This window comes from Fusibacillus kribbianus, assembly GCF_030053595.1.
Lineage (GTDB): Bacteria > Bacillota > Clostridia > Lachnospirales > Lachnospiraceae > Lientehia > Lientehia kribbiana.
The window spans coordinates 252,221-274,882 of the sequence record NZ_JASGBQ010000001.1 but is presented as its reverse complement, the minus strand read 5'-3'; the positions used below and the strand labels follow the sequence as shown (position 1 = coordinate 274,882).

At 50.0% G+C, this 22,662-nt stretch carries 19 protein-coding genes and 1 pseudogene; 15 read left to right on the top strand and 5 right to left on the bottom strand.

Annotated features, from left to right (window positions below; translation table 11 throughout):
* Nucleotides 1-6 precede the first annotated feature (6 nt).
* The 3 genes from QJ036_RS01350 to QJ036_RS01340 are packed head-to-tail and all read left to right on the top strand — an operon-like array spanning nucleotide 7 to nucleotide 2,144.
* On the top strand, nucleotides 7-828 hold the full coding sequence (locus QJ036_RS01350; RefSeq protein ID WP_283229626.1) for a hypothetical protein: 822 nt from the start codon (nucleotides 7-9) through the stop codon (nucleotides 826-828).
* Nucleotides 825-1,346, top strand: coding sequence for a shikimate kinase (locus tag QJ036_RS01345; protein WP_283229625.1), 522 nt, complete (start codon nucleotides 825-827; stop codon nucleotides 1,344-1,346). The genes QJ036_RS01350 and QJ036_RS01345 overlap by 4 nt, the downstream gene beginning before the upstream one ends.
* 36 nt (nucleotides 1,347-1,382) lie before the next feature.
* Complete coding sequence (locus QJ036_RS01340) at nucleotides 1,383-2,144, top strand: sugar diacid recognition domain-containing protein (RefSeq protein ID WP_283229624.1); 762 nt, start codon at nucleotides 1,383-1,385, stop codon at nucleotides 2,142-2,144.
* A 75-nt stretch (nucleotides 2,145-2,219) separates the two neighbouring features.
* Here QJ036_RS01340 and QJ036_RS01335 read toward each other — a convergent pair whose 3' ends face one another.
* Nucleotides 2,220-3,350, bottom strand: coding sequence for an aldo/keto reductase (locus tag QJ036_RS01335; RefSeq protein WP_283229623.1), 1,131 nt, complete (start codon nucleotides 3,348-3,350; stop codon nucleotides 2,220-2,222).
* Nucleotides 3,351-3,365: 15 nt separating this feature from the next.
* Nucleotides 3,366-4,262 (bottom strand): shikimate dehydrogenase family protein, encoded by an 897-nt coding sequence (locus QJ036_RS01330; protein ID WP_283229622.1) that lies wholly within the window; start codon nucleotides 4,260-4,262, stop codon nucleotides 3,366-3,368.
* A 229-nt stretch (nucleotides 4,263-4,491) separates the two neighbouring features.
* Here QJ036_RS01330 and QJ036_RS01325 point away from each other — a divergent pair, with 229 nt between their 5' ends.
* From QJ036_RS01325 to QJ036_RS01295, 7 genes and pseudogenes are all read left to right on the top strand, one after another.
* The gene (locus QJ036_RS01325) at nucleotides 4,492-5,403 is read left to right on the top strand and encodes a dihydrodipicolinate synthase family protein (protein ID WP_283229621.1); all 912 of its coding nucleotides are present in this window, start codon (nucleotides 4,492-4,494) and stop codon (nucleotides 5,401-5,403) included.
* Nucleotides 5,404-5,420: 17 nt separating this feature from the next.
* Nucleotides 5,421-5,831 (top strand): Rossmann-fold NAD(P)-binding domain-containing protein, encoded by a 411-nt coding sequence (locus QJ036_RS01320; protein WP_283229620.1) that lies wholly within the window; start codon nucleotides 5,421-5,423, stop codon nucleotides 5,829-5,831.
* An 11-nt stretch (nucleotides 5,832-5,842) separates the two neighbouring features.
* Nucleotides 5,843-6,223 carry an NAD(P)-dependent oxidoreductase gene (locus QJ036_RS01315; RefSeq protein ID WP_283229619.1) on the top strand — a complete coding sequence of 127 codons (381 nt, stop codon included), beginning with the start codon at nucleotides 5,843-5,845 and terminating at the stop codon, nucleotides 6,221-6,223.
* A 145-nt stretch (nucleotides 6,224-6,368) separates the two neighbouring features.
* Nucleotides 6,369-7,508 (top strand): glycerate kinase family protein, encoded by a 1,140-nt coding sequence (locus QJ036_RS01310; protein WP_283229618.1) that lies wholly within the window; start codon nucleotides 6,369-6,371, stop codon nucleotides 7,506-7,508.
* Between the two features lie 68 nt (nucleotides 7,509-7,576).
* Complete coding sequence (locus tag QJ036_RS01305; protein ID WP_283229617.1) at nucleotides 7,577-8,371, top strand: HpcH/HpaI aldolase family protein; 795 nt, start codon at nucleotides 7,577-7,579, stop codon at nucleotides 8,369-8,371.
* Between the two features lie 43 nt (nucleotides 8,372-8,414).
* Nucleotides 8,415-9,374 (top strand): D-2-hydroxyacid dehydrogenase, encoded by a 960-nt coding sequence (locus QJ036_RS01300; protein ID WP_283229616.1) that lies wholly within the window; start codon nucleotides 8,415-8,417, stop codon nucleotides 9,372-9,374.
* Between the two features lie 66 nt (nucleotides 9,375-9,440).
* Nucleotides 9,441-9,557: pseudogene (locus tag QJ036_RS01295) on the top strand (PPC domain-containing DNA-binding protein); the annotation flags it as partial.
* Nucleotides 9,558-9,658: 101 nt separating this feature from the next.
* On the opposite strand, the gene aroD reads toward QJ036_RS01295, so the two are convergent.
* On the bottom strand, nucleotides 9,659-10,432 hold the full coding sequence (gene aroD, locus QJ036_RS01290; RefSeq protein ID WP_283229615.1) for a type I 3-dehydroquinate dehydratase: 774 nt from the start codon (nucleotides 10,430-10,432) through the stop codon (nucleotides 9,659-9,661).
* 14 nt (nucleotides 10,433-10,446) lie between these two features.
* Entirely contained in the window at nucleotides 10,447-11,214 is a 768-nt protein-coding gene (locus tag QJ036_RS01285) for a shikimate dehydrogenase family protein (RefSeq protein ID WP_283229614.1), read from the bottom strand.
* Between the two features lie 148 nt (nucleotides 11,215-11,362).
* Between QJ036_RS01285 and QJ036_RS01280 the strand changes: the two genes are divergently transcribed.
* On the top strand, nucleotides 11,363-11,554 hold the full coding sequence (locus QJ036_RS01280; RefSeq protein ID WP_283229613.1) for a ubiquinone biosynthesis protein UbiE: 192 nt from the start codon (nucleotides 11,363-11,365) through the stop codon (nucleotides 11,552-11,554).
* A gap of 118 nt (nucleotides 11,555-11,672) precedes the next feature.
* Here QJ036_RS01280 and QJ036_RS01275 read toward each other — a convergent pair whose 3' ends face one another.
* Complete coding sequence (locus tag QJ036_RS01275) at nucleotides 11,673-12,149, bottom strand: hypothetical protein (protein WP_283229612.1); 477 nt, start codon at nucleotides 12,147-12,149, stop codon at nucleotides 11,673-11,675.
* 252 nt (nucleotides 12,150-12,401) lie between these two features.
* Here QJ036_RS01275 and rpoB point away from each other — a divergent pair, with 252 nt between their 5' ends.
* From rpoB to QJ036_RS01255, 4 genes are all read left to right on the top strand, one after another.
* Entirely contained in the window at nucleotides 12,402-16,256 is a 3,855-nt protein-coding gene (gene rpoB, locus QJ036_RS01270) for a DNA-directed RNA polymerase subunit beta (RefSeq protein WP_283229611.1), read from the top strand.
* Between the two features lie 57 nt (nucleotides 16,257-16,313).
* Complete coding sequence (gene rpoC, locus QJ036_RS01265; protein ID WP_283229610.1) at nucleotides 16,314-20,033, top strand: DNA-directed RNA polymerase subunit beta'; 3,720 nt, start codon at nucleotides 16,314-16,316, stop codon at nucleotides 20,031-20,033.
* Between the two features lie 179 nt (nucleotides 20,034-20,212).
* Nucleotides 20,213-21,010 (top strand): SDR family NAD(P)-dependent oxidoreductase, encoded by a 798-nt coding sequence (locus tag QJ036_RS01260; RefSeq protein WP_283229609.1) that lies wholly within the window; start codon nucleotides 20,213-20,215, stop codon nucleotides 21,008-21,010.
* Between the two features lie 3 nt (nucleotides 21,011-21,013).
* Nucleotides 21,014-22,390, top strand: a complete 1,377-nt coding sequence (locus QJ036_RS01255) for an MATE family efflux transporter (protein WP_283229608.1) — start codon at nucleotides 21,014-21,016, stop codon at nucleotides 22,388-22,390.
* Nucleotides 22,391-22,662: the final 272 nt, after the last annotated feature.

The window sequence follows — 22,662 nt, the reverse complement described above, 5'->3', positions numbered from 1 at the left end:
GGAAATATGAGCGGATTACTATTATGCAGTGACGTTAAGGTGACAAATCCATATCCCATCGCGGAGCTGGGAATTTCTCTCCATTCGGGGGAGGAGCTTTGTTATTATATCTATAATTATGTGTTTCTGCTGGAAAATGATTTTATTAATGAGCATCTTCTGTATTTTATCCGGAATGAGCTTCATATGCCGAAGCTGGAGGAGAAAATCCGCAAATGGGTGGTAGATCAGTCAGACATGGCACAGATCCTTTATATGATCCTTCAGGATATCCATTACTACAGCGAGGCGGAGCTTCAGGTGTTCAAGGCTCAACTGGAATGGATACGCCGGGCCAATCCTTCGGAGCGGGCCAAGAAAAAGGCTGATTACCTTCTGCAGAAGCGGAAGTATGCAGCAGCGGTCCAGCTTTATGACAGCATTGCCGGAGGAGAACAGGATAAGGGCATGACCAGGGAATTCATGGGGGCCCTTTATCACAATAAGGGCGTGGCCTATGCAGGTCTTTTTGAGTCGGAAAAGGCCCTGGATTGTCTGGAGAAGGCCTATGAGAATCTGGAAAAGGAAGAGATTCTGAAGGAAATCTTCATGCTTTGTCAGATGGACGGAGCGCTGGAGCTTCCGGAGGCCATGATGCTGGCTGTCCCGGCAGAGCAGCAATTCAAATGGAAGGAAGAATACGAGACTCTTTATAAGCATCTCAAATATTCGGGAAAGGGCAAAGAGGTGGCGGAGCTGTGGGAAAAGGATTCCGTCCGCCGGAAGGCGGGAGTGCAGACACTGCTTACCCGCTGGAAACAGGAATACAGGGAGATGGCAAAATCATGAATATTGCATTGATCGGATTCATGGGTGTAGGAAAAACGACGGTTTCTCATGCCCTTGGCAGGCGCCTCGGAGCAGAGGAGATCGATGTTGACAAATGGATCGTGGAACGGGAAGGACGTCCCATCTCCGAGATTTTCGAGAAGGAGGGGGAGATGGTCTTTCGGGATATGGAAAGCGCTGCCATAAAGGAGCTGTCCTGCAAAGGCGATGGAAGGCAGGGGAAGATCCTCTCCTGCGGGGGTGGCGCAGTGCTCCGCGCGTCCAATGTGGAAGCACTCAAGTCAAACGGTGTCATTGTTCTTCTGACGGCAACACCGGAGACTGTGTTTGGACGGATCGGAAGGGGCCACAGCCGGCCGGTGCTGGAGGGAAACATGAATGTTCCCTACATCGCGTCTCTGATGGAAAAAAGGAGACCGGCCTATGAGGCAGCTGCAGATTTTGCGGTGACCACCGACGGGAAGACACCGGAACAGATCGCAGAGGAGATCGAAGAGAAGATCAGATTGTTTTTTTAGCGGCAGAAGGGAAAAGATAGAATACTGGATGTTGAGTTGGCAGAACGAATTATTGACAAATTGGTAGGATGCACCGATTATAATATTAATATTATGAATGAAAAGGGAATCATCGTTGCCAGCAAGGATAAAAGCCGGATCGGAACCTTTCATGAAGTGGCATTTGAAATCGTCAGTAAGGGGCTTGACTATAAAGAGGTAGAGGCAGAAGATACCTTTTTGGGCGTCAAGCCGGGGATCAACATGGCCCTGGAATATAAAAAGAAAATCATCGGCGTTTTGGGTTTGACGGGAAACTGCGAAAGCGGAGAGATCCACGCAGTCGCTGCAGTGATCAAGAAAATGCTGGAAACAATGCTGGAATACGAGGCACAAAAAGAAGAGAAAATCAAGAGAAAAACAGACAAGGAACGATTTATCAATTGTCTTCTTTATGAGGAGACCAACCGGAGAGAGCTGGCGAGTATGGCACAGGCCCTCGGTTATTCTGAGGTGAGCCGTATTCCGATCCTGATTTCTTTTGAAAACAGCGAAGTGGATTTGAAGGAAATGACTGAAAAAATCAGAGTTGGCCACACCGGAAGAGACGATATTTTCGTTACCGGGATGGATGTGGTTCCCGGAGAAATTGTACATATGGATGAAAACGGCGCCGTGAAATTTCCTGCAGAATATCTGCCGGAGGTGGTGGAACGGTGCGAGCGGCTGCAGGCATATGAGGCTAGGAAGCAGAAGCTGCTTTCTGAACATCATGACGCAGAAACGCTGGCTAAGATCCTGAGTGACAACTACGAATAACGCTTATATAAAGCGCCTGCAGGCTGAGTAAGCCGCAGGCGCTTTGTTTTCCCGCAAAGAACACAGGGAACAACCTTATAAAACATTCTTTTTTACATAATCAGATATGGTTTTCAGGTAATCCGTGATCGGCAGATGCTGAGGACAGTGGCTTTCGCAGGAACGGCATTCGATACACTCCCAGGGCTGACCGTGTCCATGAGACACCCTGGTATAGAGCATATCAATGAAATTATTCTGATGGCCGGCAGAATTGTAAAAGGCGAAATAGCCGGGGATATTGATATTCATGGGACATCCGTCCATACAGTATTTGCAGTTGGTACACTGGATGGCCTGGGATTTCTTCAGAATCTCCACGACACTGGCCACTGCGGACTGTTCCTCTGCAGAGAGTCTTCGGAAGTCCTTCATGTATCGGGTGTTGTCCTTGACCTGCTTCAGCGCAGACATACCGCTGAGAACCATCCGGACGCCCTCGAGGGAGGCCACGTAACGGATCGCCCAGGAAGCGTTGGAGGCTTCCGGATCAAAGTCCCGGAAGGGTTTTTCTGCCTCAGCAGACAACCGGGCCAGGGCACCACCCTTCACCGGTTCCATGACGGTGACCGGTTTGCCATGCTTTCTTGCCACTTCGTAGCATTTTCTGGATTGGATGCTTTCGCTTTCCCAATCTATGTAATTCAGCTGGAGCTGGACAAAATCCATTTCCGGATGTTCTGTCAGGATCTGATCCAGAACCTCTGCGGTATCATGGAAGGAGAAACCGATCTCACGGGCTTTCCCCTCCGCTTTTACCTTTTTCATGAAATCAAAGGCACCCAAACGGGTCATGTTGGCATAGCGTTCCTTCCCCAGATTATGGAGAAGATAAAAATCGAAATACTCTACGCCGCAGCGCTTTTGCTGTTCCTGGAAAAAGGCGGGAAAATCTTCCGGTTTTGTCACAAGAAATGTGGGCATTTTATCAGCCAGCAGGAAAGACTCTCTGGGATGTCGTTTGACCAGAGCTTTCCGGATGGCAATTTCTGAAAATTCTTTGTGGTAATTATAGGCGGTATCAAAATAGCAGAAGCCCTGAGACAGGAAATAATCTACCATTTCACCTACTTTTTCATAATCGATATCTGACGGATCCTCCTCATGGATGAGGGGAAGTCTTAAAAAACCAAAGCCAAGCTTTCGGTCAGGAGATAATTCTGCCATAGATGCCTCCTTTATTTATTTTTTCAGGGAATCCAGATAAGCTACCAGTACCTTGCGGGCTTCTTCTTTTTCGGCATCGCCGGGACGGAGTCCGAAACAGAAGTCATAGATCTCTGTCATCTGGGAGAGCATCATATACATGCCGGGCACGATGGTCAGACCGCATTCCTTCGCCTTCAGAAGCAGAGTGGTGTATTCCGGATTTACGGGACAGTCCAGTACAATGCAGGACCTGGGCATTTTCTCCAGGAAGCCGAGATACTCGTGGTCCTTATGGAAGCCATACATACCGAGAGGAGAGCACTGGATAAAGACATCGGCCTGGCTGCAGCAGGCATCCAGATTTTCCGGAGTGGATTCATAGGCGTCCACATGAAGGCCCCAGTTGTCTTCCATGATCTTTGCCACTTCCTGGGCATGGGCCAGGGTCCGGTTTAAGAGCATGACCTTGCCGACCTTGTGTTGGATCAGCTCGTAGATGATCGCGCCGCTGATGCTTCCTGCACCAAGGAGAACGGCGGTACAGCCCTCCAGCTTTGCACCTGCGTTGATCAGAGCGCCGATGCAGCCCTTGCCGTCCATGCCGGCGCCAACGGTTTTCCCGTCAACGGTTTTGACAATATTCACAGATTTAAATACTCTGGAGCAGGGATCCACTTCGTCCAGATACGGGATGATCTCAGATTTGAGAGGCATGGTCAGTGTATAGGCGTCAATGTGGAGCGTTTTTGCAGCAGCTACAAAATCTCCAAGATTTTCCGGCTTGATTTCGATGGGGAACATGATCTTGTTGATGTTGTAAATCTCGAACAGCTTGTTGTATACCTGAGCGGCATTGCTGTGATCCATGGGATAGCCGATAATGGGCATTAAACGTGTTTTATAGTTGCAGATCAGATTTGAGTATGCCATAGAATCCTCCTTTTTCATCGATAACATGATCGTTATCTGTTCCTATATTTATGTTTAGCATACCATAGGTGGAAAAGTCAAGGATTGTACTTTTAACTGAAAAAAGGACGACATTTTTGGTTGCCGGTACAATGTAATTATTTTAAGGACTGTTATGATTAAACCATAATGCTGGAATGGGTTTTTACGGAACTTATGAAAGCCATGAGATGAAGGAGGATCAAAAATCATGTTGGAAAATAAGCTGTATGGATGTGTCGTTCCTATTGTGACTCCCCTGGATGAAAATCAGAAGGTGGATGTGGAGTCTCTGGAAAGGCTGACAGAATACTTGATTGACAAAGGAATTCCCTGTCTGTATCCCAACGGTACGACGGGAGAGATGCTGATGTTTTCTGTAGCTGACAGAAAACTGATCGCAGAAACTGTTGTAAAAAAATCGGCAGGAAGAGCCCGCGTATATGTTCAGACCGGCGCCATGAGTCTGGAAGATACTGTTGAACTTTCCAGACATGCCGCCCAGATCGGCGCAGACGGAATCGGCGTTGTGACCCCTTCCTATTTTAAAATGTCTGACGATGCGCTGGTTGCCTTCTATCAGAAGGTTTCCAAAAGCGTACCTGCAGATTTCCCCATTTATATGTATGGAATCCCCCAGTGCTCCGTAAATGACATTAATCTGTATGTGGCTGAAAAGGTTGCCGAAACATGTCCTAATGTGGTTGGAATCAAATACAGCTATCCGAATATGTCCAGAATGATCGAAATGACCAATATCAGAAACAACACGTTTTCTGTTCTCTGCGGCCCCGATGAGCTTTATCACGCATTGATGTGCTGCGGCGGAGAAGGAACCGTGTCCGGCAACGCCCAGATCATTCCGGAGCATTATGTGGCAATCGGAAAAGCAATTGAAGAAGGTGACATGGAGAAGGCAAGGATGATCCAGAAGAAGACTACCATGCTGAATAACATTCTCTGTGCGCAAAACAATATTTCCTGTTACAAGGTCATGTTAAAGCATATGGGCATTATTTCCTGTGCTGCCATGAAGGAGCCTCTGGTGGGGATCAGCGAAGAATATGCAGCAAAGCTGATTGAGACCATGGAGAAGAACAACTATAAAGAGGTTATTTTATAATTATCGGGAGGAAGAAAATGAAGAGCAAGGTTTTGATCTCTGTCCCTCATTACGATGAGAGATGCAAGGAAGGACTTAAGATTCTGGAAGAGAATAACTGTGAACCGATCATTACCCAGAATGGCCGGCCTTACACCTTTGAGGAACTGAAAGAAATCATCGGTGATATCGATGCGGTGATCGCCGGAGTCGACACCTGGGACGCTTCTGTGTTTGAATATGCCAAAAAGTTGAAGGGCGTGGCCCGGTTTGGAATCGGCGTGGACAATTTTAATCTGGATGATTTCAAAAAATATGGAATTCATGCTTCCAATACCCCCGGCATCAACCGGAATTCTGTTGCGGAGCATGCCGTGGCACTGATGCTCTGCACGGTACGCAATATCCCTCAGCTCAACAGGACCACCAGAGAGGGCGCCTGGGCGTGACCCTGTGTTCCATGGATGAGGTTATCTCCCAGAGTGATATTATTTCTATCCATGTACCCTGTACACCGGAAACAAGGGGACTGATCAATAAGGATACCATTTCAAAGATGAAGGATGGTGTTTATCTGATCAATACAGCATGTGGGCCCATTGTGAAAGAGGATGATCTTTACGAGGCATTAAAATCCGGAAAGATCACAGCCCATGGCACGGATGTGTTTGAGAAGGAACCGGTGGATCTGAATCATCCGCTGTTCAGCCTTGACAATTACATCTGTACGCCTCACACCGCAGCAGAATCCTATGAAAATTATGCATTGACAGGAGCGGCTACGGCAAGACAGGTAGTCGCTATGCTGAAAGGCGAAGCTCCGGAGCACCAGCTGGTATAAGTGAGTAAAAGGCAGGTTTTGTGTTCGGAACACAAAACCTGCTCTTTAATTTGGATATTGTCTATTGAATCTTGCTCTGTTGGCCTGTATCATTATTTGCAGAGAGTATATTGAGATCAAATTAAGTAAGGGGCGTTGGTAATGTATGAAAATAGTAGTGGCACCAGATTCATTTAAGGGCTCTTTGACCTCAGAACAGGTGATTGAAGGCATTGAAGCGGCAGCAAACCGGAATTTTCCCGGCTGTCGGATCGAAAAATTCCCCATTGCCGATGGCGGCGAGGGAACCGTTGACGCCCTGGTAGGGGTGACCGGCGGAACGTTCCGTTATATGGATGTAAAGGATCCGATGGGGCATCCGGTACATGCGAAATATGGTGTGATCCGCGGCGATACTGCTGTGGTGGAGATGGCTGTGGCAAACGGCCTTCCCCTTGTGCCTCCGGAAGAGAGAGATCTGTTTCGGGCAAGCTCTTACGGCACCGGACAGCTGATCCGGGATGCTTTGGAAAATGGATACAGAAAGGTTATAATCGCAGTTGGGGGGAGTGCAACCAATGATGGAGGCCTTGGAGCCATGGCGGCTTTGGGCGTGGAATTTTTGGATAAAGATGGAAAGGTCCTTGAACCTGTGGGCGAAAGCCTTGGGGCTGTAGCCGATTATCGGCTTGATAAGCTTTGCATCGGTCTTGGCGAGGCGGAGCTTACAGTCATGTGCGATGTGGATAATCCGCTTATCGGACCTCAGGGCGCCACCTATGTGTATGGTCCTCAAAAGGGAGGAACGAAGGAGAGCCTGGAGATCCTCGAGTCCGGAATGAGGAATTATGCGGATGTGATCTTAAAAAAGAGCGGGATCGCACTCCACGATATGCCAGGGGCAGGTGCGGCAGGCGGAATCAGTGCAGCGCTGGTGGCTTTTGCCGGGGCAAAGCTTCATTCCGGAATTTCCGTAGTGCTGGAAGCCTGCGAATTTGAGAAGAGCCTGAAGGATGCTGATCTGGTGGTGACTGGAGAAGGCCGTCTGGATGGTCAGTCTGCCAGAGGCAAGGTGATCCACGGGATCGGAACAGTCTGTAAACGGTACGGTGTTCCCGTGGTGGCGGTAGTGGGCGGCATGCTGCCGGGGGCAGAGGCTATTTATGAATACGGCATCGATTCTGTCATGGTCACCGTCAACGGCGTGATGTGTCTGGAGCAGGCGATGGAGGAGGCCAGAGTACTTCTGGAGGACGCGGCGGACAGAATGTTCCGTCTGATCAGGATTGGAAAAGCTCTGAAATGAAAAAGCACAAGAGCTTTTACATATAGAAAATGCAAAACTATTTAAGGAAAACAGGAGGATTTCAAACAATGAAAGAGAACAGACTTCGCTATTTACTGGACAATAATTTGCCTTCAGTGGCAACCAGGATCGAGAGCACATGGCCTACCATGGTCGAGATCGTGGGCAGCACCGGAAAATATGATTATATTGAATTTGTAGCAGAGTATGCCCCCTATAGTCTGGTTGATTTTGAGAATATCTGCCGTGCAACGGAGCTTTACAATATGGCGTCCATGATCAAGGTTGATTTCCAGAACCGTGCCTATGTGGCTCAGAAGGCCATGGCTTCCGGTTTCCAGGCGGTGCTTCTTGTAGATCATAAAACTCCCGATGAGGTGAGAGAATCCCTGCATGTGCTGAAGCCTGACAGACCTCAGGATATGGGCCGCTTCGGCTATCCCAACAGCCGCTGGATCGGATATCAGCCGCACAATCCCCAGATGGACTATGCAGATATGGTGAAGAATACGGTTGTGGCTCTGATGATCGAAAAGAAGGAAGCTATGGATAATATTGAAGAGATCTGCTCGATCCCCGGAGTAGACATGGTACAGTTCGGACCTTCCGATTATTCCATGAGCTGCGGCTTCAACATGAAGGATCATCTGGAGGAGTGCAAGGCTGCAGAGAGAAAGATGATCGAGGTTGCCCTGAAGCATGGCGTACAGCCCAGATGTGAAATTTATACTGCCGAGGATGCAAAGTATTATATGGATCTGGGTGTTAAGCACTTCTGTATCGGTGATGAGTTAAAGATCGTGACGACTTACTGGTCTCAGACCGGCGCAGATATGAGGGCTCTGGCCGACACCCTGAAATAAGCAGCAGCTGCAATCGGAATAAACGCTTAAAAGGAGATCGACTATGAAAATTGTTGTATTGGATGGATATACAGAGAATCCCGGTGATTTAAGCTGGGAAGGCATGGAGGCATTAGGCGAGCTGAAGGTTTATGACAGGACTCCGGCAGACAAGATCGTGGAGAGGATCGGTGATGCTGAAATTGTCATTACCAATAAGACACCAATCTCTGCAGCTACCATGGAAGCCTGTCCTGCGATCCGGTATATCGGCGTTCTGGCTACCGGCTACAATGTGATCGACGTGGATACCGCCAAGGCAAGGAACATCAGTGTAACCAATATCCCTACCTACGGAACAGACGCAGTGGGACAGTTCGCCATTGCCCTGCTTCTGGAAATCTGCCATCACATCGGACATCACAATGAGGCTGTCCATAAAGGCCGCTGGGAGAATAATCAGGACTGGTGCTTCTGGGATTATCCGCTGATCGAGTTGGCCGGCAAGACCATGGGTATCATTGGATTCGGCCGAATCGGACAGACCACCGGAAGAATCGCCCAGGCCCTCGGCATGAAGGTGCTGGCTTACGATTCCTACAAAAATCCGGCTCTGGAAAATGAAAACTGTCATTATGCAGAACTGGATGATGTGCTTGCCCAGTCTGATGTGATCGCGCTCCATTGTCCGCTGTTCCCGTCGACGGAAGGCATTATCAATAAGGATACCATTGCAAAAATGAAAGATGGTGTCATCATCCTCAATAATTCCAGAGGCCCGCTGATCGTGGAGCAGGATCTGGCAGATGCGCTGATCAGCAGAAAGGTTTATGCGGCAGGTCTGGATGTTGTTTCCACAGAGCCTATCCGCGGCAACAATCCGCTTCTGAACGCACCCAACTGTATCATTACTCCTCATATTTCCTGGGCTCCCAAGGAATCCAGACAGAGACTGATGGATATTGCGGTCAATAATCTGAAGGCATTTCTGGATGGCAGCCCTGTAAATGTGGTCAATCAATAATTTCATGCAAAAGAGGTTTTGGCTATGGCAGATAAAGCATTGATTCAAAAAACACTGGAAGAGGATTTGAATAAGGCAGTGATCAGCGCCACCTGCGAGATGGTGATCCATGTCATTGACGGAAGGGTGGATCGAAGCTTCAGTGACGAGATAGGGCTGAATCTGTTTGATTTTGATAAATAAATAAAGTGCTAGCCTTCACCTTCCATAATGAAGCCGCGGCAGAGGGATCGGGACAACCGGTTCCGCTGCCGCGGTATTATTTGTTAATCAGAAAATATTCCTTACAGTGTTTCAAGGATCTTTTTCAGCTTTTTTGCCGGAAGCTGACCGGGAGCGGAGGCTTCTCCTGCTGTGCCAAAGGTCAGGCAGGAGCCGGTGAGCCGTCCGCTTATTCGGCTTATGACACCGAGTCTGCCCATGGACATGGTGATGACCGGGCAGCTTAAAAGATCGGCAGCACGGCGGGTGGCGGAAAGAAGATGAAGGACATCTGTTTCCGAACGAGGCATGACGGCAAGCTTGGCGATATCGGCACCGGCGGCATCCATACAGGAAAGACGCCTGAAGAGCTCCTCCTCCGGAGGAGTTTTATGAAAATCGTGGCTGGACAGAATGACACAGCAGCCGTTTGCATGAGCCAGGGAAAGAACAGGATTCAGGACCGAAGGACAGGCTTCGGCATTTTCCCCGGAGGCGCCGGTGAAAAATTCCAGATCCAGAAGATCGGGAAGACCGCTGGTGACGGCATTTTTGCATATCTCCAGATAGGCTTCTGTTGAAAGCTCTTTTACGCCCCCTTCCCTGTGTGTGCGGAAGGTAAAAAGCAAAAGGGAATCAGGAAGAAGCTCCTTTAGAGCTCCGAGAACGTGAAGAACCCGGCTCTGATCGGTCACCTGATCAAAATAATCTGCCCGCCATTCCACGATATCGTGGGGAAGAGTTTTTAATTCTCCGGCGGCGCGCAGGATGGAAGCTTCGTCACGGCCGGTGACGGGAATACAGATTTTTGGGATCCCGTCGCCCAAAACAGTGTTCTTTATAGTCAATGGCTTCATAAAATGCTCCTTATTTAACGGTACATGGAGGAGGCAATCTCCTCTGTAATTTTATCGATGACAGCGTCATCAATGGTAGTTTCCAGGAAAAATTCACAGGCATATTTTGCCTGAGCTACCAGCATGGAAAGGCCTGTAATGCCCTTCATACCGAGGGCTTTGGCCTGAGCAGTGAGTTTTGTTTCGCCGGGGTTATAAATGACATCCAGTACGGACCGGCAGGAGGTGAAGGGGGTCAGATCAAGAGGAGAGGCATCCACTGCCGGATACATGCCGACCGGGGTGGTGTTGACAATGACCTCTGCGTCGGTATGGCAGGCAATGCACTCCTCATACGTAACGGCTCCGCCCTTGCCGGTACGACTGACGGAAACGATGGAGGAAGCCCCCAGTTTGTTCAGTACGGCCAGAATGGCTGCGGAGGCTCCGCCGGTTCCAAGTACCAGAGCTTTTTTTTCACTGATTTCAATATGATTGGAACGAACCATGTATTCAAAGCCGGAAAAATCGGTATTATGCCCGATAAGACGGCCGTTTTTATTGACAATAGTATTGACTGCACCGATGGAGGCTGCGTTTTCATCCATTTCATCCAGATAGGGAATGACCTCTTTTTTATAGGGGATCGTCACATTGATAGCCTTAAAGGATTTGTTTTTCATAAAAACCGGAAATTCTTCCCGGGAAATAGGGCAGAGGTCGTAAACATAATCTGCCAGTTTTTCGTGTATGAGTTTGGAGTAGCTGTGCCCCAGCTTTTCTCCGATCAGGCCGTATTCCATAGAAGCTGTCCTTTCTGTTTGTATTCTGTTTTTTATGCTATCAGCATTGGAGAAAAAAGTCAACTTCGGGAAGTTGGAAAAGGGGGGTGGAAGACAGACGGAAAATGTGATACGATGTATCCAGCAATTACAGGAAAGGAGCCTTGCCATGCAGGACGATTATAAAGAGGAAGCGTACAGCGGTTTTTGCAAGACACTCAATGAAACGCGCACTGTATTCTGCGAGTTTGAAAGAAAGGACGGAAAGCTCTGCCTTACCCAGGCAGACTGTGCCTACGGGACATGTCCTCACACGAAGACCTGTCTTTTGATGAATCAGGCGCTTAAGGAAGAAGAATAAAAGAGATTGGAAAAGAGACTGCTACGACGGAAACAGACGGCTTCGGCAGTCTCTTTTCTGTAAAAAAAGACCGTATCGCTCTTTACAAAAACAATACGGTCCTGCAGACAAATCGAACTTATTTTTTGCTGCTCTTTGCAGCCTTATCCTTGTTATCCTTTTTGGAACGGCCAAACAGTTTTTTCTTCTTGGCCGGCGGAGCCACAATGGAGCCGCGGACGCTTTTCACTGCCGTGATGTAAATACCGCTGACAACTACCTTGGCCTCCTGCTTGACGGGAAGGACGGCAAAGACTTTTTCATCACACATGAGGGTCATGATCTTGGGGCCGACCTTTGCTTTGACGACGGGAACCTTGGCCCTTCGCAGATATTTGGGGGTCTGGTCATATACCATCTTCGGGAATCCGGCATCCTTTAACTTCAGACGCTTCTTGTCGATGACGAGCATGGACACGGTCTGGGCCATGGCTTCCATCATGGACTGCTGCTGCGCCTGCTTCTTCTGCATTTTCGTTCCCAGGATGTAAAGAGCGACCAGAGCGGCAACAAGAATCACCAGAACGATGATTACAATTTTTAACCACAAAGCCATAGAGGGTACCTCCTGAAATTTTTTCGCGCACCTTGCATTATACCATCATTCAGGACAAGTTGCAAGCAGATTAGGCGGGGAAAACGAATAAAACATGTAAAAAATGGCAATTATAAGAAAAAAATGAATTGACAGCTTGACTTTGAGATGATAAGATGGAATGTGCACTATTGTGGTCTCATGTGCCCTGAGACCTGTTTGACAATAGGATTACCAGTAGTTGATTATAAAGAAAACAGGGGTGAAACGTCAATGGAAAATTGCAGAATACGCCCGGTGCAAGCCGGTAAAGGCATAAGGATGAGCTACTCAAGGCAGAAGGAAGTTCTTGAGATGCCGAATCTGATTGAGATTCAGAAGGATTCCTATCAGTGGTTTCTCAATGAAGGCCTGAAGGAAGTTTTTGAGGATATCTCTCCCATCGCGGACTTCGGCGGACACTTGAGCCTGGAGTTTGTCGATTTTACCTTATGTAAGGACGACATCAAATATACCATTGAAGAATGTAAGGAACGTGACGCGACCTATGCGGCTCCGTTGAAGGTTCGTGTACGTCTGATGAATAAGGAAACAGATGAGATCAGCGAGCATGAGATTTTCATGGGCGATCTGCCGCTTATGACTGATACGGGCTCCTTCGTGATAAACGGTGCAGAGCGTGTTATCGTAAGCCAGCTGGTACGTTCCCCTGGTATTTATTACGGGATTGCTCATGATAAGGTGGGTAAGACCCTTTATTCCTGTACGGTCATCCCCAACCGAGGCGCATGGCTGGAGTATGAGACAGACTCCAACGATGTATTTTTTGCCCGCGTGGACAGGACGAGAAAGGTACCTGTCACCGTATTGATCCGTGCCCTGGGTATCGGTACCAATGCGGAGATCCGCGAGCTTTTCGGTGATGAGCCCAAGATCGAGGCAAGTATTCTGAAGGATACCTCTGATAATTATGAGGACGGCCTTCTGGAGCTTTATAAGAAGATCCGTCCCGGCGAGCCGCTTTCCGTGGACAGCGCAGAAAGCCTGCTGAATAGCATGTTCTTTGACCCCAGAAGATATGATCTGGCGAAAGTGGGCCGTTATAAATTCAACAAAAAGCTTCATTTTAAAAACAGGATCGCAGGCCATATCCTGGCGGAGGATGTGGTGAACCAGGAGACCGGTGAGATTCTGGCGGAAGCAGGCACCAAGGTTTCCAAGGCGCTGGCCGTGGAGATCCAGGATGCCGCAGTTCCCTATGTGTTCCTGGAGGGCGATACCAGAAAGGTGAAGGTCCTTTCCAACCTGATGGTGGATCTTGCCAGATATGTGAATTTTGATCCTGCGGAAGCAGGGATTACAGAAGCAGTATTCTACCCGGTGCTCAAGCCTATTCTGGAAGAATATGCCGATGCTTCCGAGGAGGATCTGAAGGAGGCCATTCACAAGCATGTGCATGACCTGGTTCCCAAGCACATTACAAAGGAAGATATCATTGCTTCCATCAATTATAATATGCATCTGGAGGAAGGCGTCGGTAATGATGACGATATCGACCATCTGGGCAATCGCCGTATCCGTGCCGTAGGTGAGCTCCTTCAGAATCAGTATCGCATTGGCCTTTCCAGAATGGAGAGAGTGGTGCGTGAACGCATGACAACTCAGGACATTGAGGGTATCACTCCTCAGTCCCTGATCAACATCAAGCCGGTGACGGCTGCAGTGAAGGAGTTCTTCGGAAGTTCCCAGCTTTCTCAGTTCATGGATCAGAACAATCCACTGGCTGAGCTGACCCACAAGCGCCGTCTTTCCGCACTGGGCCCCGGCGGTCTGTCCAGAGAGAGAGCAGGCTTTGAGGTTCGAGACGTACATTATTCCCATTACGGAAGAATGTGCCCCATTGAGACACCGGAAGGTCCCAACATCGGTCTGATCAACTCCCTGGCCACCTATGCAAGAGTGAATCAGTACGGCTTTGTGGAGGCTCCTTACCGGGTTGTGGATAAAACCACGGATCCCAAGAATCCTGTGGTTACCGATGAGGTGGTTTACCTGACTGCCGATGAAGAGGACAATTACATCGTTGCCCAGGCAAACGAAGCCCTCGACGCAGAAGGCCATTTTGTGAGAAATAATGTTTCCGGACGTTTCCGCGAAGAGACTTCCGAGTTTGAAAAGAGAAAAGTAGATCTGATGGATGTCTCCCCCAAGATGGTGTTCTCTGTGGCTACCGCCATGATCCCCTTCCTGGAGAATGACGATGCAAACCGTGCTCTGATGGGCTCCAACATGCAGAGACAGGCAGTTCCTCTTATTTCCACCGAGGCTCCTGTGGTGGGAACCGGCATGGAAGGAAAGGCTGCCGTAGATTCCGGTGTGTGTGTTCTCGCAAAGAATGCCGGTGTGGTTGAGCGCTCCGCTTCCAATGAGATCGTGGTCCGCAATGAAGCAGGAGGCCGGGATGTTTATCATCTGACCAAGTTTGCCAGAAGCAACCAGAGCAACTGCTATAACCAGAAGCCCATCGTATTTAAGGGTGACCATGTGGAGGCCGGCGAGGTGATCGCTGACGGTCCTTCCACCAAAAACGGTGAGATCGCACTGGGTAAAAACCCTTTGATCGGTTTTATGACCTGGGAGGGCTACAACTACGAGGATGCCGTTCTTCTGAGCGAGCGTCTTGTACAGGATGATGTTTACACTTCCGTTCATATCGAAGAATATGAGGCGGAGGCCAGAGATACGAAGCTGGGACCGGAGGAGATCACAAGGGATGTGCCCGGTGTCGGTGAGGATGCACTGAAGGATCTGGATGAGCGCGGAATTATCCGCATCGGTGCCGAGGTTCGTGCCGGGGATATCCTGGTCGGCAAGGTGACCCCCAAGGGTGAGACCGAGCTGACAGCTGAGGAGCGGCTGCTTCGCGCCATCTTCGGTGAGAAGGCAAGAGAGGTTCGTGACACCTCCCTCAAGGTGCCCCACGGCGCTTACGGCATTGTGGTGGATGCAAAGGTCTTCACCAGGGAGAACGGCGATGAGCTGTCTCCGGGTGTAAACCAGACGGTCCGCATTTACATTGCACAGAAGAGAAAGATTTCTGTAGGTGATAAGATGGCAGGCCGCCACGGAAACAAGGGTGTTGTTTCACGCGTACTCCCTGTGGAAGATATGCCCTTCCTGCCCAACGGACGTCCCTTGGATATCGTGCTTAACCCTCTGGGCGTGCCTTCCCGTATGAATATCGGTCAGGTGCTGGAGATTCATCTCTCCCTGGCTGCAAAGGCACTTGGTTTTAACGTTTCCACACCGGTATTTGACGGGGCCGATGAGGATGATATCATGGATACCCTGGATCTGGCCAACGACTATGTCAACATGGAGTGGGACGAATTCAAGGAGAAATATAAAGATGCCCTGAAACCGGGTGTGATGGAATTCCTGGAGGAGAACAAGGACCACAGAGAACTGTGGAAGGGCGTTCCCATCCGGAGAGACGGCAAGGTAAGGCTCCGTGACGGACGGACCGGTGAATATTTTGACAGTCCCGTTACCATCGGACACATGCATTACCTGAAGCTGCATCATCTGGTAGACGATAAGATCCATGCGCGCTCTACCGGTCCTTACTCCCTGGTTACCCAGCAGCCTCTCGGCGGCAAAGCCCAGTTCGGCGGCCAGCGTTTCGGTGAGATGGAGGTTTGGGCCCTGGAGGCATATGGCGCGGCTTACACGCTGCAGGAGATCCTGACAGTGAAGTCTGATGATGTGGTTGGCCGTGTGAAGACTTATGAGGCCATTATCAAGGGTGAGAATATCCCTGAGCCCAGTGTTCCGGAATCCTTTAAGGTGCTTCTGAAGGAACTCCAGTCCCTTGGTCTTGACGTGCGGCTTCTCCGTGACAACGGCGAAGAGGTGGAAATCACCGAGAGCACCGATTACGGCAATACGGATATCAATGCGCTGCTCAACAGCGACAGGGTATTCAACGATTATGAAGAATCCTACGGCTCCATGGGCTATCAGAAGCAGGAGTTTGAGGACGGCGAGCTGGTAAGCGTGGAAGAGCCTGAGGACGACGACTACGCAGAGGAGCCCGACGGAGATTTCATGGACGACATGGACGAATAAGACCGGAAATTTGAAGATATATCGAGACATGGATATAGATAGAAGGGAGAACCACTCATGCCTGAAACAACGAATGAAACTTATCAGCCGCTTTCGTTTGACGCAATCAAAATCGGCCTGGCATCCCCGGAGAAGATTCTGGAGTGGTCAAGAGGCGAGGTAAAAAAGCCTGAGACCATCAACTACCGGACCTTAAAGCCTGAGAAGGACGGCCTGTTCTGCGAGCGTATTTTCGGGCCCAGCAAGGACTGGGAGTGTCACTGCGGTAAATACAAGAAAATCAGATACAAGGGTGTCATCTGCGACCGATGCGGCGTAGAGGTCACCAAATCCAGTGTGCGGAGAGAGCGTATGGGACATATTGCTCTGGCAGCTCCCGTATCCCACATCTGGTATTTTAAGGGAATTCCCAGCCGTATGGGACTGATTCTGGATCTGTCCCCGAGAACCCTGGAGAAGGTGCTGTATTTTGCATCCTACATCGTTCTTGACAAGGGCGAGACCGACCTTCAGTATAAGCAGGTCCTTTCCGAGAAGGAATACAGGGAAGCATACGACAAATGGGGCAATACATTCCGCGTAGGTATGGGAGCGGAGGCCATTCAGGAGCTTTTAAAGGCCATCGATCTGGAGAAGGATTCTGAGGAACTGAGAAAGGGACTCAAGGATGCCAGCGGCCAGAAGCGTGCCAGAATCATCAAAAGACTGGAGGTCGTGGAGGCATTCCGCGCTTCCGGCAATAAGCCGGAATGGATGGTCATGGACGTGATCCCGGTCATTCCTCCGGATCTTCGACCCATGGTTCAGCTGGACGGCGGCCGTTTTGCCACCTCCGACCTGAATGACCTGTACAGAAGAATCATCAACAGAAACAACCGTCTGGCAAGACTTCTGGAGCTGGGAGCACCGGACATTATCGTCCGCAATGAGAAACGTATGCTTCAGGAGGCGGTAGACGCCCTCATTGACAACGGAAGACGCGGCCGTCCTGTGACCGGCCCCGGAAACCGTCCCCTCAAGTCTCTGTCCGATATGCTGAAGGGCAAGCAGGGACGTTTCCGCCAGAACCTGCTTGGAAAGCGTGTTGACTATTCCGGCCGTTCCGTTATCGTGGTAGGACCCGAGCTTAAGATTTATCAGTGCGGTCTTCCCAAGGAGATGGCCATTGAGCTGTTTAAGCCCTTTGTTATGAAGGAGCTGGTTGCCAACGGCACCACTCACAATATCAAGAGCGCAAAGAAAATGGTAGAGCGGCTTCAGCCTGAGGTTTGGGACGTTCTGGAGGATGTGATCAAAGAGCATCCTGTTATGCTGAACCGTGCCCCTACTCTGCACAGACTTGGTATTCAGGCCTTTGAGCCGATTCTGGTAGAGGGTAAGGCTATTAAGCTGCATCCCCTTGTATGTACGGCCTTCAACGCCGACTTTGACGGCGACCAGATGGCTGTTCATCTGCCCCTTTCCGTGGAGGCTCAGGCAGAGTGCCGTTTCATGCTGCTCTCTCCCAACAACCTGTTAAAGCCCTCCGACGGCGGTCCTGTGGCAGTTCCGTCCCAGGATATGGTTCTTGGTATTTATTACCTGACTCAGGAGCGTCCCGGCTCCAAGGGTGAGGGAATGATCTTCAAGAGTGTTGACGAAGCGATCCTCGCTTATGAAAATAAAGCAGTTACCCTTCATTCCCGCGTAAAAGTCCGCATGAAGAAGGTCATGGAGGATGGAACGGTGAAGACCGGCATTGTGGAATCCACCGTGGGCCGCTTCCTGTTCAATGAGATCATTCCTCAGGATCTGGGCTTTGTGGACAGGACGATTCCCGAGAATGAATTAAAGCTGGAGATCGACTTCCATGTGGGCAAGAAGGGTCTGAAGCAGATCCTTGAGAAGGTCATCAACAACCATGGCCCCATTAAGACTGCCGAGACTCTGGATGCCATCAAGGCTATGGGTTATAAGTATTCTACCAGAGCGGCCATGACCGTATCGATTTCCGATATGACGGTGCCTGCCACCAAGAAGCAGCTCATTGCCGATGCACAGGCGACTGTTGATCGGATCGCCAAGAACTTCCGCCGCGGTCTCATCACCGAGGAGGAGCGTTACAAGGAAGTAATCGAGACCTGGAAGAATACCGATGAGATCCTGACTCATGACCTGCTCTCCGGTCTGGATAAATATAACAATATTTATATGATGGCAGATTCCGGTGCCCGTGGTTCCGACAAGCAGATCAAACAGCTGGCCGGTATGCGTGGTCTGATGGCTGATACAACAGGACGTACCATCGAACTGCCCATCAAATCCAATTTCCGTGAGGGTCTGGACGTACTGGAGTACTTCATTTCCGCTCATGGTGCCAGAAAGGGTCTGTCCGATACTGCTCTGCGTACAGCTGACTCCGGATACCTGACGAGACGTCTGGTTGACGTATCTCAGGATCTTATCATCCGTGATGTGGACTGCTGCGAAGGCAAGGCGATCCCTTACATGGAGATCCGTGCATTTACCGATGGCCGTGAGGTCATTGAAAGCCTGGAGGAGCGTCTGACAGGCAGATATATCGCTGAGACCATCACCGATCCGGATACGGGTGAGGTGGTCGTAAAGGAAAATCATATGTGTACACCCAAGCGTGCTGCTGCCGTGGTGAAGGTGCTTGAGAAGCTGGGACGCAATTCTGTGAAGATCCGGACCATTCTCACCTGCAAGTCCCATCTGGGAGTCTGCGCGAAGTGCTACGGTGCCAACATGGCTACCGGACAGCCGGTACAGGTGGGTGAGGCTGTCGGTATCATTGCAGCTCAGTCCATCGGTGAGCCCGGTACACAGCTGACCATGAGAACCTTCCATACGGGCGGCGTGGCCGGAAACGATATCACACAGGGTCTTCCCCGTGTGGAGGAGCTTTTTGAGGCGAGAAAGCCCAAGGGCCTTGCCATCATTGCGGAGTTTGGTGGCGTAGTCACCATTAAGGATACAAAGAAGAAGCGTGAAGTGGTTGTCACCGACAACGAGACCGGCAATTCCAAGACCTATCTGATCCCTTACGGTTCCAGAATCAAGGTTCTGGAGGGACAGGTTCTGGAGGCTGGTGATGAACTGACAGAAGGAAGCATCAATCCTCATGATATCCTGAAGATCAAGGGCGTTCGTGCTGTACAGGATTATATGATCCAGGAGGTTCAGAGAGTTTACCGTCTGCAGGGTGTTGAGATCAACGACAAGCACGTAGAGGTGATCGTCCGTCAGATGCTCAAGAAGATCCGTGTGGAGAACAGCGGAGACAGCGATGTTCTGCCCGGTACTTCCATGGAGGTTCTGGACTTCGATGACATGAATGAAAAGCTGATCGCCGAAGACAAGAAGCCGGCTGAGGGCAAGCAGATCCTTCTCGGTATCACCAAGGCTTCCCTGGCGACCAATTCCTTCCTGTCTGCAGCTTCCTTCCAGGAGACCACCAAGGTTCTGACGGAGGCGGCCATCAACGGTAAGGTCGATCCGCTGATCGGTCTTAAGGAGAATGTGCTGATTGGCCAGCTGATTCCCGCAGGAACAGGTATGAAGCGTTATCGCTCCGTTCGTCTCAGTACGGAGATGAAGGCTGACGATGAGATCGTCCTTTCTGAAGATTTTGGCGAGGGACTGGACGAGGAGCTGAGCTTTGAGGAGATGCCTGTGGACGAGGCGGCCGCAGAGTCTGAAGAGGTTTCCGCAGAGGAAACGGATGCAGCGGATGAGGCAGAGCTGGCAGGTGTTTCTGAAGGAAGCGACGAATAATTGAAGAGTTTTAAGAGGCAGATCTTTCCGGGTCTGCCTCTTTTTTGAGGGGGTCTTCTGGGGAATCCTCAGGTAAGAAAGGCTTATCTGGGAAGCTAGAGAGCAGTATATTAGATTGTCTTTTTCTCCTGTGCGTGATATGATTAGTATAAGATTATATTTGGAGGGAGGATTTTACCATGGATTTAGGATTAAGAGGAAAGACCGCTGTGGTGCTCGGGGGCAGCAAGGGTATCGGTTATGCCATCGCAAAGGCTTTTCTGGAAGAGGGCGCAAGGGTTGCCATCTGTGCCAGAAAGGAAGCGGAGCTGGTGCAGGTCAGTGAAGAGCTGGGTGCTCTCGGCGAGATCTACTGGGAGGTCGTGGATGTGAGCAAGGAGCAGCAGGTCTATGATTTCGCGGACCATGTGGCTGCAAAGTTCGGAACCATTGACGCCTGGGTCAACAATGTGGGAATCACTGTATTTAAGGACGGAGATGAATTTAAGGATGCCGATATCGATCTGATTACTGCAGTTACCTTTAAATCTGCCGTTTTCGGTGCACAGGCTGCATTCCGTTATATGAAGAGGAATGGCGGCGGAGCCATTGTCAATATCAGCTCTCTGGCAGCCCGCTGTCCTACAGCAGGAAGAAGTACGCTGTATGGTCCCATGAAGGCGGCTATCGTCAACCTGACCCAGACTCTGGCGGGAGAATATGCAGCATACGGTGTCCGTGTCTGCTGCGTAATGCCCGGATTTACCGTGACCCCTGCAGTGAGGGCCACCATTTCTCAGGAAGAGCTGGATTACAATGCAAGGGGAACCCTGCTCAACCGTCTGGCAGAGCCGAAAGAGATTGCGGCTCCTGTTGTATTCCTCTGCGGCCAGGGCGCTTCCTATATGACCGGAACCACAATCGAGGCTTCCGGCGGAAGAAGCGTGACTCTGAATCCCACCTATTCCTGGGATGAGAAGGCGAAGAAGGAGCAGTAAGTCATGAAGGGAGCGAGTATGGAGGAGCAGCTGGCCAAGGGGAAGATTCTGCCGCTGCTTCTGAAGCTGGCGGTGCCGGCCACTGTGGCACAGATCGTGAATGCGCTTTACAGCATGGTAGACCGCATTTACATCGGCCACATGGAGGGAGTCGGCACCATCGCCCTGACGGGGCTTGGATTGACGCTGCCGATTATTCTGATTATTACGGCTTTCAGCTATCTGATCGGCCGGGGCGGCGGTCCGCTGCTTTCGATCAAGCTGGGAGAACAGGATTACGAGGCGGCTTCCTATCTGCAGGGCAATTCCCTGAGCCTTCTGCTGGCTCTGGGTGTTTTTCTGACGGTGGTATTTTATGTGTTCTGTGATCCGATCCTGCTGCTTTTTGGAACAAGCGAGGCGGCACTTCCCTATGCGTCCTCCTATCTGAGGATCTATGTGCTGGGAACGGTTCCGGTGATGATCAGCCTGGGAATGAACTCCTTTCTCAATGCCCAGGGCTTTGTCACCTACGGCACAGTTACCGTGGTGATCGGAGCAGTCCTGAACCTGATTCTGGATCCGATCTTTATCTATGCACTGCATATGGGAATTGCCGGTGCAGCTGTGGCAACGGTGATTTCTCAGTCAGTGTCGGCTTTGTGGGTGCTCTATCTTCTTCTGTTTTCCAAAAAGATGATCATCCGGACACGGCTTAAATATATGAAGGTCTCCTGGGAAAACACAAAGAAGATCTGTGCCCTGGGAGTTTCCACCTTCATTTTCCTGTTCAATGACAGTGTTGTACAGATTCTGATCAATCTGCTGCTGCGCTATTGGAGCCCGGACATTGCTACCGGAGACATGTACATTGGGTGCATGACCATTGTCTACAGCATGTATCAGATCTTCTTCATGCCACTGCAGGGTGTCACCCAGGGTGCGCAGCCTATTGTGGGGTATTGCTTCGGCGCGAAGGATTATAAGCGGATGAGAAAAGCCATCAATTACGGACGGGTCTGCTCGCTGACCTGCGCGGTGCTCATGTGGGCAGCGTTTATGCTGTTCCCCAGCCAGGTGGCCGGACTTTTCACCACCGATGCAGAGCTTCTGGCAACCTGCTCCAGCTCGATCCGGATCGCTTTCTGTCTGAATTTTGTACTGGGCATGCAGATGATGAATCAGCATATGTTTATTGCCATGGGAAATGCAAAGCTTTCTCTGATTTTTGGATTGATGAGAAAGATCTTTGTGCTGATTCCGCTTGTGCTGGTTTTTCCGGTGTTTATGGGTGCCATCGGTGTTTTCCTGGCAGAGCCGGTATCCAACATTATCACAGTGATCGTGACCTTTATCTGCTTCAGCCGGTATATAAACAGTCTGGATAAGGCGGAAGCGTGATGATTTGGGGAGTTATCTAATAAAGAAGGAGCCATTGTTCAAGCAGATTATTTTCTGAAAGCAGATGATTTGCCGGAGCGATGGTTTCTTTTTTGTGTTTACGGGAAAAATGGAATAGCAGCGGTAGTCTTGGCCTTTTGCTCCATAGTAAGCTGCTATCAGGCGAATAATATTTAAGATTTTCTTGTTTAATAGCTGACTCTTGACAATTTCTATAAAATGTGCTTAAATTAACATATGAACAGATATTCATGTGTTAGTTTCAATATTAA